Raw genomic sequence first — 10,844 nt, 5'->3', positions numbered from 1 at the left:
TGAGAGATCAGCCGCCGGCGGGGCTTGATCTGTCAAGCCCCGCCGGCGATTGAGGCGATCTTTTAAGCCCCGCCTCGTGGACGAGAGCCAGCGGGGTGCGGGGCGGAGCCCCGACGGCGCCACCCCGGTCTAGCGGGCCGTCAGGATGCGGGGGCCGGCATCCGTGATCGCCACGGAGTGTTCCGCGTGGGAGGCGCGGGAACCGTCGTTGGTGCGCAGGGTCCACCCGTCGGGCGCCTCGTGGTAGCCGTCGCCACCACCGCCGATGACCATGGGCTCGATCGCCAGCGCCATACCGTGCCGCAACCGCATACCCCGACCCGCCCGCCCCTCATTCGGCACCGGCGGATCCTCGTGCATCCGCCGCCCGATCCCATGCCCGCCGAATCCCTCCGGGATCCCGTACCCCGCCTCCCGGCACACCGCCCCGATCGCCCGCGCGATGTCCCCGATCCGGTTGCCGACGACCGCCGCCCCGATCCCCGCGGCAAGCGCCCGCTCGGCCGTCTCCACGAGTCGTACGTCCTCGGCCCGCGCCCCGCCGACCGTAAAGCTGATCGCGGAGTCCCCGGCCCAGCCGCCCAGCTCCGCCCCACAGTCGATCGACACGAGGTCCCCGTCCCGCAGCCGGTACGTGGTCGGGATGCCGTGCACGATCGCGTCGTTCACGGACGCGCAGATCACCGCGGGGAACGGCGTCGTCGCGAAACTCGGCCGGTAGCCGAGGAACGGGGACGTCGCCCCCGCCTCGCGCAGCACCTCGCGTGCCACCTCGTCGAGGTCCAGCAGGCTCACGCCCACGGCCGCGTGCTCCCGTACCGCGGTGAGCGCGTGGCCCACGACCCGCCCCGCCTCCCGCATCGCGTCGATCTGTGTGTCCGTCTTCAGTTCCACCATGCCAATAACTATACCGGTATTTAAATCCGGTACAAAAATTGGGGCCTCGGGTAGGGTGGGGGCATGGTCCGAACCCCCTTGACCCCCGAAGAGCGCGAGCGCGGCGAGCGCCTCGGCCGACTGCTGCGCGAGGCGCGGGTCGGGCGCAGCATGACGGAGGTGGCCGCGGGCGCGGGCGTCTCCGTCGAGACGCTGCGCAAGATCGAGACGGGCCGGGCGCCCACCCCCGCCTTCTTCACGGTCGCCGCGCTCGCCCGCGAGCTGGGCCTTTCCATGGACGAACTGGTGAAGCACTGCGCGCTGATCCCTGCCTGACGCGTGCCTGATCCCCGCCTGGCGCGCGTCGGTGCGCACCCCGAAAAGCGCGCGTAGCACCCCCGTAACACGCGAGGTGTTTGCTTCCGGAGCGTAAGGCTCCAAAAGGCACCAGGGTGCGACGATCGGCGGGGCGCGTGGCGGAAGTGGGACAACTCCCGGACCGGGTAAGGGACTTCGCGGCATATCTGCGGGGGCTCAACGCCCGGCTCGACCAGCGCGCCGGTTGGTGCGGCGTCTTCTGGCGGCGGGATCCCGAGGGCATGCGCGCCTGCCTCGACGGCAGTGAGGTGCCCCCGTGGGACGTGGTGGAGGCGCTGCTGAAAGACCTCGCCGCGACGCTGGGAACCGAGCACGCCGAGCGGGAGGCGGCCCGCGCCCACGCCCTGTACCGCGCGTCCGCCCGTGTCCACGACACCGGGCCGGGCGGGCGCGCGCTGCTCGCCGACCGGATGGACGTGATGGCGCGCGAGCGGCGGTACGCGGCGCGGCGCCTCCAGGAACTCGGCGCCCGCCTCGGCTCCGTCACCGACCAGGAGGAGGCGGACGCCGTCCGCATCGACCTGGCGTGGGCGCACGACGACCACGAGCGGGCGACCGCGCGGCTCGCCGAACTCGGGTCGAGGCTGGATGAGTTGGGCCCCGACCCAGCGCTCTCGGGCTCGACGCCGGCCGCGGCCCCCACTCCCGCTCCCACTCCCACTCCCGCCAAGGCGCGCAAACGCCGACCCCGGGGCAGCGCCCGCTTCGCGGGGATGGCGATGGAGGAGGCAGAGACGAGGGAGGAACCGGAGCCAGGCTCAGGCGCCGCGACCGGGTCGGCCCCCTCTCCCGCGCCCGCCACCCCCACAGGCGCCCGGTTCGCCGGTGCCGCGCCAGGACGGGACGAGGTGGCGACCCCCGCCCCGCCCTCGGTCGACGCCACCGCGTACGCCGACGTCGCGGACACGGTCGCCCTCCTGGCCCGCCACCGCGCCGGGGGCCACAGCGGCGAGGCGCACATGGTGCTCGTGGGCGCGGCGGCCGGGCCCGCGACCCATTTCCCGCTGCTCGCCGACGAGTTGACGCGGTCCGGGCTCGGCGCCGACTGGGCCACCCTGCTGTGGGAGGCCGGGGCACTGCCGCTGGACCGGCTGGTCGCCGCCGCCGACGCGCTGGTCGCGGCCGGCCGCACCGGTGACGGACAGGCGCTGCTGCGCCAGGGCACGGGCAGCCCGCCCACCGAGTTCGGCGCCGCGGTGCGCCGGCTCGACGCGGCGAGCCGGCACCGCGAGGTCCGCACCCTCCTGGACGCGTACGTCCGCGGCCGCACACCCGAAGAGGCCGCCCACAGCGCGCGCGACGCCCCCGACCGGCTCGTCCCGCTGCTGCTCGACGCGGCGCGGCAGGTCTCCGAGGAGCGCTACTGGGACCTGTGCACGCACTGCGCGTCGCGGGCCTCGCGCACTGAACCGTCACCCGCCCGGGTGTCGGTGCCGCCCCGATCCAGCGGGTTGCCGACGATGCCCTTGGCAAGCCCTTCGATGGGGCTTACGTTCGTCCCTCTACGGCCGTTCTACGTGCGTAGAGGCGTACGCGGAGACGTATCCGCGCAGAAGACGACGCAGAGACGCAGCGACGTAGAGACGTAAGGAAGAAGGAGTGCTGCCGATGACCACCCCCTCCCGAGCCTCTCTGCACGATCGCCACCGCGATGTCATGCCGGACTGGCTGGCCCTGTACTACGACGATCCGATCGAGCTCACGCACGGCGAGGGCCGGTACGTCTGGGACGCCGAGGGCAGGAAGTACCTGGACTTCTTCGGCGGCATCCTCACGACGATGACGGCGCACGCCCTGCCCGAGGTCACGAAGGCGGTGAGCGAACAGGCCTCCCGGATCGTCCACTCGTCGACGCTCTACCTCAACCGGCCGATGGTCGAACTCGCCGAGCGTGTCGCCCAGTTGTCGGGCATCCCGGACGCCCGCGTCTTCTTCGCCACGTCGGGCACCGAGGCCAACGACACGGCGCTGTTGCTCGCCACCGCGTACCGCAGGTCCAACCAGATCCTGGCGATGCGCAACAGCTACCACGGCCGTTCGTTCTCCGCCGTCGGCATCACCGGCAACCAGGGCTGGTCGCCGACGAGCCTGTCCCCGCTGCAAACGCTGTACGTGCACGGGGGCGTGCGCGGCCGCGGCCCCTACGCCCACCTGTCCGACGCCGAGTTCACCGACGCCTGCGTCGCGGACCTGCGGGACATGCTCGGCCAGACCCGCGGCAACGTGGCGGCGCTCATCGCCGAACCCATCCAGGGCGTCGGCGGCTTCACTTCCCCGCCGGACGGCCTGTACGCCGCCTTCCGCGACGTCCTGCGCGAGCACGGCATCCTGTGGATCTCGGACGAGGTGCAGACCGGCTGGGGCCGCACGGGCGAGCACTTCTGGGGCTGGCAGGCGCATGCGCAATCCGGGCCGCCGGACATCCTCACCTTCGCCAAGGGCATCGGCAACGGCATGTCGATCGGCGGCGTCGTCGCCCGCGGGGACGTCATGAACTGCCTTGACGCCAACTCCATTTCGACGTTCGGCGGCTCCCCGATCACCATGGCGGCGGGCCTCGCCAACCTCTCCTACCTCCTGGAACACGACCTCCAGGGCAACGCCCGGCGGGTCGGCGGACTCCTCATCGAGCGCCTGCGCGCGATCGCCGCGAGCGCGCCCGGCGTGCGGGAGGTGCGGGGGCGTGGCCTGATGATCGGCGTCGAACTGGAGGCCCCCGGCCCCGGCCCCGACGCGGCGCAGGTCATCGAATCCTGCCGCGAGCAGGGCCTGTTGATCGGCAAGGGCGGCGGCCACGATTCCAGCGTCCTGCGGATCGCTCCGCCGATGACGTTGAACGTGGCGGAGGCGGAGGAGGGAGCGCGAATTTTGGAGCGGGCGCTCAATTCAAGCCCCGCCGGCGTTTGAGGCGTGGGGTTCGGGGAGGTCTCCGAGGCCGCTCCCACATCAAGCCCCGCCGGCGATTGAGGCGCGGGGTCCGGGGCAGAGCCCCGTGACCGCTCGCCGGGTAGCCGCTCCACACGAGGAGACCCCGCACATGTCCACGCACACCCTCTCCGTCCGCCAAATACTCGACCTGGACCGCATCGCCGCCGGCCAACCGGAGGTGGTCGCCGCGGCCGGCCACCTCGACCGCCCCGTCCGCTGGGTACACGTGGCCGAGGCCGCGGACGTAGGCGTGATGCTGAGCGGCGGCGAGATGATCCTCACCACCGGCGTCCTGCTCGCGGACGACGAGCGGCTACAGGCCGAGTACATCAACTCCCTGCACCGCGCGGAGGCATCCGCCCTCGTGCTCGGCCTCGGCCGCGCCTTCCCCTCCTCCCCGGAGGGAATGCGCCGCGCCGCAGAACGGCACGGACTGCCGATGGTGGTGCTGCACCGCCCGTTCCCCTTCGCCGAGTTGACGGAGGAGGTGCAATCCCGGCTCGTACGAAGGAAGTTCGCCGCCGTCAGCCTCTCCGAAGGAATCCGTACCGCGCTCACCGGCCTCATCACGGCGGGCGCCCCGCTCCAGGGCCTGCTCGACGAGATCGCCGCGCACAGCGGCTGCCCGGTCGTCCTCACCAACCTCGCCCACCGCGTCCTCGCCACCGCCGGCGAACACCCCTCCGTCGACGACGTGTTGCGCGACTGGGACCGCATCGCCCGGCAGCCCGGCGGAGTCGACGGCGAGGGCTGGATCCGCGCGGACCTCGGCGGCCGCGGCGAACGCTGGGGCTCCGTCGTACTGTGCGGGCACCGCGGCGACGGAGCGTCCGGGCGGCTGCTCGCGGACCGTGCGGCGGAGGCCCTGGTGCTGCACCACCTCCTGTCGGGCTCCGGGCCGAGCTGGGAGGAACAGTCGGCCCGCTGTCTGCTCGCCGACCTGCTCGCGGGCGGCGCACCGGCCCGCGGCCTGCTGCCCCGCGCCCGCGCGGCGGGTCTCCCGGTGAACCGCCGCACCTTCCTCCCCCTCGTCGTACGCGACACATCACCGACCCAACTCGACCGCCTACTACGCCTATTGGGCCTTTCGGGGCTCGTGGCGGAACTCACCGAAGGCACCACCACGACCGCCGTCCTCCTCAGCCTCGCCCGCGACCAGGCACCGGAGGCCCTCGCCGCGCACTTCGCCGACCGGCTGCGCGCGGAGACCGGCGACGCGCGCGCCGTCGTCGCGGCGGGGCCCGCCAGTACCGACTGGGAGGACGTGTCGGAGGCGCTGCGCGAGGCGCTGCACGTCGCCGACGCCGTCACCGGCGCGCCGCCAGGACTCCCGCCCGTGGTCCGCATCGGCGACGTACGACTGCGCGGCCTCGTACGGCAGTTGCGCGACGACCCCCGCGTACAGGCTTTTTCGGAACGGGAGTTGGACGCCGTCCTGAACTCCGAGGACGCCGCGGAGCTCCTCCCGGTCCTGCGCGGCTACCTCGCCACCGGCCGCAACAAGTCCCGCACCGCTCACCTCACCCACATGAGCCGACCCGCCCTCTACCGCCGCCTGCAGACCATAGAGACACTGCTCGGCGTCGACCTCGACGACTTCGAGCAGGCCGCGTCCGTCCATCTGGCCCTGCTCGCGCACGACGCGCAGTCGGGCCCGTGACACCGTGCAACGCCCGCGGCGCCATGCGTGACACGCTGCGACTCGGCCGCACCGACCCGCACTCCCTATCGTCGACACCACACCGCGCAACCCCCTCTCAGGGAGGTCCCGATGAGCCCCGTGATCCGCGCCGCCATCTTCCAGACCGCATGGACCGGCGACAAAGAGTCCATGATCAAGGTGCATGAGCAGGCGGTCCGTGACGCCGCCGCGCAGGGCGCCCAAGTCCTCTGCTTCCAGGAGCTGTTCTACGGCCCGTACTTCTGCCAGGTGCAGGACGCGAAGTTCTACGAGTACGCGGAGGCCGTCCCGGAAGGACCGGTCGTCCAGCGCTTCCAGGCCCTCGCCCGCGAACACGGCATCGTCCTCGTCCTCCCCGTCTACGAGGAGGAGCAGCCGGGCGTCCTCTACAACACGGCCGCCGTGATCGACGCAGACGGCAGCTATCTCGGCAAGTACCGCAAGACGCACATCCCGCAGGTCAAGGGCTTCTGGGAGAAGTTCTACTTCCGCGGCGGCAACAGCGGCTGGCCGGTCTTCGACACCGCCGTCGGCAAGATCGGCGTCTACATCTGCTACGACCGGCACTTCCCGGAGGGCTGGCGCGCGCTCGGCCTCGAAGGCGCCCAGATCGTCTTCAACCCGTCGGCGACCAGCCGCGGCCTGTCCGGCTACCTCTGGCAGCTGGAGCAGCCGGCGGCGGCCGTCGCCAACGAGTACTTCGTCGGCGCCATCAACCGGGTCGGCGTCGAGGAGTACGGCGACAACGACTTCTACGGCACGTCGTACTTCGTCGACCCCGAGGGCCGGTTCGTGGGCGAGGTCGCCGACGACAAGGCGCCCGAACTCGTCGTCCGCGACCTCGACATGGCGAAGCTCCGCGAGGTCCGCGACCGCTGGCAGTTCTACCGCGACCGCGCCCCGCAGGCGTACGAGCCCCTGACCCGCCCCTGACCACCCGCACACCTGGAGGAGCACATGAGCGCCGTCCGTACGGTCATCCGCGGCGGACTCGTCGTCACCGCCGCCGACGAGATGCACGCCGACGTCCTCATCGAGGACGGCCGCGTCATGGCCCTCGCGGCCACCGGAAGCGACACCGCCGCGTCCTGGACGGACGCGCGCACCATCGACGCCTCGCAGAAGTACGTCATCCCCGGCGGCGTCGACGGACACACCCACATGGAGATGCCCTTCGGCGGCACCTACGCCGCCGACACCTTCGAGACCGGCACGCGGGCCGCGGCCTGGGGCGGCACCACGACGATCGTCGACTTCGCCATCCAGTCGAAGGGCGGCTCGCTGCGCGAGGGCCTCGACGCCTGGCATGCCAAGGCGGACGGCCAGTGCGCGATCGACTACGGCTTCCACATGATCGTCTCCGACGTGCACGAGGACACGCTGAAGGAGATGGATCTGCTGGTGGGGGAGGGGGTGACCTCGTTCAAACAGTTCATGGCCTACCCGGGTGTCTTCTACTCCGACGACGGGCAGATTCTGCGGGCCATGCAGCGGGCCGGGGAGAACGGCGGCCTGATCATGATGCACGCGGAGAACGGCATCGCGATCGACGTCCTGGTCGAGCAGGCGCTGGCCCGCGGCGAGACCGACCCGCGCTACCACGGTGAGGTCCGCAAGTCCCTCCTGGAAGCGGAGGCGACGCACCGTGCGATCAAGTTGGCGCAGGTGGCGGGCGCGCCGCTGTACGTGGTGCACGTGTCGGCGCAGGAGGCGCTCGCGGAGCTGGCGCGGGCCCGCGACGAGGGGCTCCCGGTCTTCGGCGAGACCTGCCCGCAGTACCTGTTCCTGTCGACGGACAACCTGGCGGAGTCGGAGTTCGAGGGCGCGAAGTACGTGTGCAGCACGCCGCTGCGGCCGAAGGAGCACCAGACGGCGCTCTGGCGGGGCCTGCGGACGAACGACCTCCAGGTTGTCTCCACCGACCACTGCCCCTTCTGTTTCAGCGGGCAGAAGGAGTTGGGCCGCGGCGACTTCTCGAAGATCCCGAACGGCATGCCGGGCGTCGAGAACCGCATGGACCTCCTCCACCAGGCCGTGGTCGACGGGCACATCTCGCGCCGCCGCTGGATCGACATCGCCTGCGCCTCCCCGGCCCGGATGTTCGGCCTGTACCCGAAGAAGGGCACGATCGCGCCGGGCGCCGACGCGGACGTGGTGATCTACGACCCGTCGGCCGAGCAGACCATTTCCGCCGAGACGCATCACATGAACGTCGACTACTCGGCGTACGAGGGCAAGCGGCTCACGGGGCGGGTGGAGACGGTGCTGTCGCGAGGCGAACTGGTCGTGACCGAGCGGGAGTTCACGGGGCGTGCGGGACACGGGACGTACATGCCGCGGGGGACATGCCAGTACCTGACCTGACGGGAGCGGTGGCACGGCGGTGTCACGTGAGGCGGACGCCGTGCTTTGCCAGATAGGTGACAGGGTTCACGTCCGAGCCGTATCCGCGGCGTGCGCGGATCTCGAGGTGAAGGTGTGGACCGGTGGCGCGTCCTGTGCTGCCACTGTCCGCGATGCGCATGCCAGGGGTGACCCGGGCTCCCTTGCGGGTTCGGATCTTGCTGAGGTGTCCATAGACGGCGTAGCGACCGTCCGACATCCGGATGGTCACCGCCTTGCCGTAGTCGCCCGACCGCTTGGCCAGCACGACGGTGCCTGCGCGGACGGCGAAGACCGGCGTTCCCTGAGGAACCGCGAGGTCGATTCCCGTGTGGTGACCCGCCTGCCAGTTGCCACGCACCCCGTAGCGGGCGGAGACGCGGTAGCGCCGCCGCAGCGGCATGGCAGCGGTCCGGGGTGGCCCCATGAGCCGGTGGTCGGAGCCGGCGGACTGCGCTCCTGTTCCGGCGGCCCCGAGGCCGGCCGGAACAGGTGAGTGGGCGGTGGCGTCGGGCGCCAGACACGTAGTGAGCGCACCGCCGATCAGAGCCGTGGACAGGCCGAGGACTCGCCGCCGTGTGGTGTCCGCTGCCGGTGTGCTGTGGTCGTGAGAAGCCATGACCGACAGATCACCCTCGTTGGGGACCGCCCGCATCTCCGCGGGAACCATATAGGTGAGCGGGTGCCACTGAACGGGCGTGTTCACCTCATCCTGTGTGGCGGTACGCGTGTCGGTAGTCGGATGTGAAGCAGGGGAAGGGTGTCGTAGGCCGCGTGCGGGTTCGGCTGCCGGCTCCAGGGGCCGGACCTCGCCCCGAAGGTCTCGGAGTGTCTAGGTACTCCCCGAATCGGGTGCGGCGTGGTGCTCGTCCAGTTCGGCGAGCAGCGCTGGGTTCACGATGCGCACGATCGTTTCGATGTCGGCTCGGGCGGCTGCCGGCCACAGGGTGGCGCGGGCGGCCCGGTACTTCGCGTGGAGACGTTCGCGCGGGGCTGTGGGCAGTTGGGTGGCGCGGTCCGGGTGGGAGTTGTGGGCGTTGTCGGCGATCTTGACGAGTGTGGCGTCCGGGTCGCCGGTGATGCGGTGGATCTTTTCCTCGTACGGCGTGCCGGGAGCGTTGGTCACCGCCTGGACGATCTCGACGACCCGGCTCGGGACTCCGGCCTCGCGCAACCCTTCCGCGGTCCAGTCGGTGTCCTCCAGGACGTCGTGCAGGAGGCCTGCCATGACGAGAATGTCGCTGAACGGTTCGAGTCCTGCGGCCACCGCGCGGACGTGCTCGATGTAGGGCACGCCGATCTTGTCGACATGTCCTGCGTGCGCGGTGTCGGCCAGGACAGCGATCTCTTCGACGGACTTCATGCGGACCTGCTTGCTCGGCGGCGGCACCGTGGCCTCAACCTGCTTTGTGCGTGCGGTCGTTGAGGTGTGCGGTGAGGTGTCGGAGTGTGGTCCAGGCGGTCGGGTCGGTGCCGTCGCCGAGTGGGTAGTGCAGGGCCGGGGAGGTGGCTGGGCCGAGTTGTACCGGCTTCAGGGCGAGCGGGGGCCTGCGGGCGTGGGCCAGGCCGATCCGCCTGGGGCAACTGCGCCGCGCCCGGCGCGTAACGGGGTGCTTCGCCGAGTTCGGCATGCCAGAGGACGAGGTCCCAATCGGGGTGCGTCGAGAAGGCTGCCGTCACGGGTCGGCCGTGCTCGCAGAGGTCGTTCGCCAGGCAGGCCATTTCATCGCCCGTGATCCCGGGGTCCACGAGTAGCACACCCTCCGTGCCCCGCACGACAACGGTGTTGTTCTGGAGCAGCTGGCTCTGGTGGACCAGCACTCCTTCCGCGGCCTGCTTCAACATGGAGATCCTCCCGTTTGTGGAGCTCACTCTGCGTGGTGTCGCTTCGATTGGGGCGGCCGCGACCGATGCTGAGTCAGGCCGGCTCTGGCCGCAGTGGGCCAGGCCGCCTGAACCGATTCGGTGGAAGCGGGTCAGTGCCGTACAGTTCAGCGTACCGACGCGGGGTGGAGCAGCTCGGTAGCTCGCTGGGCTCATAACCCAGAGGTCGCAGGTTCAAATCCTGTCCCCGCTACTCGAACGTGAAGGCCCGGTGGATACCGGGCCTTCACTGCGTTTTGCCCCGCTCGAGTCCGGCCCCGTGTCGGGCGCCGGTGCCACCGTCGCTGCCGATAGCCTGGCCGACTTCTACACCACCGTCCTCAACGCCCTCTCCCTGCAGGCCCGCGACGGCGCCGACAGCGTTGCCCTCGGTAACGTCGTCGACGTCGCCATGACCGCGTGGGACGCCGCGACCCGCATCTGACGGGCGTCAACACGCCGGTCGGGCATCGGGTTCCGGCGGGCGAGTGACAGGTGCTCACGGACGGTCCGCGGGCGGTATCCGGCAGAGGCGGCGGGGACCTGGTCAGGGGCTGGGCCGTTTGGCCCGTAGGCTTTGCCGGGTCTATGGCGTCAAATTGCGGGCGCCGAACACTGGAGGCAAACACTTCATGCTCATTGCTCAGCGTCCCTCGTTGACCGAAGAGGTCGTCGACGAATTCCGCTCCCGGTTCGTGATCGAGCCGCTGGAGCCGGGCTTCGGCTACACCCTCGG

11 protein-coding genes, 1 tRNA gene and 2 pseudogenes are annotated in these 10,844 nt (G+C 71.0%); 9 read left to right on the top strand and 5 right to left on the bottom strand.

The genetic code is table 11. The annotated features are described in order from the left end of the window. Positions 1-129: 129 nt before the first annotated feature. On the bottom strand, positions 130-897 hold the full coding sequence (gene map / locus ABT004_RS34355; RefSeq protein ID WP_351345035.1) for a type I methionyl aminopeptidase: 768 nt from the start codon (positions 895-897) through the stop codon (positions 130-132). Positions 898-960: 63 nt separating this feature from the next. Here map and ABT004_RS34350 point away from each other — a divergent pair, with 63 nt between their 5' ends. The 6 genes from ABT004_RS34350 to hydA all read left to right on the top strand — a co-directional run bounded on the left by ABT004_RS34350 (position 961) and on the right by hydA (position 8,227). Next, a complete protein-coding gene (locus tag ABT004_RS34350) occupies positions 961-1,212 on the top strand; it encodes a helix-turn-helix domain-containing protein (protein WP_351345032.1) in 252 nt (83 codons plus the stop codon). Positions 1,213-1,349: 137 nt separating this feature from the next. Beyond that, positions 1,350-2,843 (top strand): hypothetical protein, encoded by a 1,494-nt coding sequence (locus ABT004_RS34345; RefSeq protein ID WP_351345029.1) that lies wholly within the window; start codon positions 1,350-1,352, stop codon positions 2,841-2,843. Between the two features lie 19 nt (positions 2,844-2,862). Beyond that, positions 2,863-4,161 (top strand): aspartate aminotransferase family protein, encoded by a 1,299-nt coding sequence (locus ABT004_RS34340; protein ID WP_351345026.1) that lies wholly within the window; start codon positions 2,863-2,865, stop codon positions 4,159-4,161. A gap of 130 nt (positions 4,162-4,291) precedes the next feature. Next, entirely contained in the window at positions 4,292-5,842 is a 1,551-nt protein-coding gene (locus tag ABT004_RS34335; protein ID WP_351345023.1) for a PucR family transcriptional regulator, read from the top strand. A 111-nt stretch (positions 5,843-5,953) separates the two neighbouring features. Continuing rightward, positions 5,954-6,796 (top strand): nitrilase-related carbon-nitrogen hydrolase, encoded by an 843-nt coding sequence (locus ABT004_RS34330; protein ID WP_351345020.1) that lies wholly within the window; start codon positions 5,954-5,956, stop codon positions 6,794-6,796. 24 nt (positions 6,797-6,820) lie between these two features. Further along, positions 6,821-8,227 carry a dihydropyrimidinase gene (gene hydA / locus ABT004_RS34325; protein ID WP_351345018.1) on the top strand — a complete coding sequence of 469 codons (1,407 nt, stop codon included), beginning with the start codon at positions 6,821-6,823 and terminating at the stop codon, positions 8,225-8,227. Positions 8,228-8,249: 22 nt separating this feature from the next. Here the strand turns inward: hydA and ABT004_RS34320 are convergent, their stop codons facing one another. The 4 genes and pseudogenes from ABT004_RS34320 to ABT004_RS34305 all read right to left on the bottom strand — a co-directional run. Continuing rightward, entirely contained in the window at positions 8,250-8,864 is a 615-nt protein-coding gene (locus ABT004_RS34320) for a M23 family metallopeptidase (protein WP_351345015.1), read from the bottom strand. Between the two features lie 213 nt (positions 8,865-9,077). Further along, the gene (locus ABT004_RS34315; protein WP_351345012.1) at positions 9,078-9,608 is read right to left on the bottom strand and encodes an HD domain-containing protein; all 531 of its coding nucleotides are present in this window, start codon (positions 9,606-9,608) and stop codon (positions 9,078-9,080) included. A gap of 34 nt (positions 9,609-9,642) precedes the next feature. Next, complete coding sequence (locus ABT004_RS34310) at positions 9,643-9,876, bottom strand: DUF6177 family protein (RefSeq protein WP_451193564.1); 234 nt, start codon at positions 9,874-9,876, stop codon at positions 9,643-9,645. Further along, positions 9,842-10,090: pseudogene (locus ABT004_RS34305) on the bottom strand (MBL fold metallo-hydrolase); the annotation flags it as partial. The gene ABT004_RS34310 and the pseudogene ABT004_RS34305, both read right to left, overlap by 35 nt. Positions 10,091-10,248: 158 nt before the next feature. On the opposite strand from ABT004_RS34305, the gene ABT004_RS34300 reads away from it, so the two are divergent. The 3 genes and pseudogenes from ABT004_RS34300 to ABT004_RS34290 form a co-directional block, all read left to right on the top strand. Continuing rightward, positions 10,249-10,322 (top strand) — tRNA-Met (locus ABT004_RS34300). Positions 10,323-10,388: 66 nt separating this feature from the next. Then, positions 10,389-10,553, top strand: a complete 165-nt coding sequence (locus tag ABT004_RS34295; protein ID WP_351345009.1) for a hypothetical protein — start codon at positions 10,389-10,391, stop codon at positions 10,551-10,553. Positions 10,554-10,740: 187 nt separating this feature from the next. Further along, positions 10,741-10,844: pseudogene (locus ABT004_RS34290) on the top strand (DNA-directed RNA polymerase subunit alpha); the annotation flags it as partial.

It is taken from the genome of Streptomyces sp. NPDC002790, assembly GCF_040295505.1.
Lineage (GTDB): Bacteria > Actinomycetota > Actinomycetes > Streptomycetales > Streptomycetaceae > Streptomyces.
This window is presented reverse-complemented; position numbering and strand designations above follow the sequence as displayed.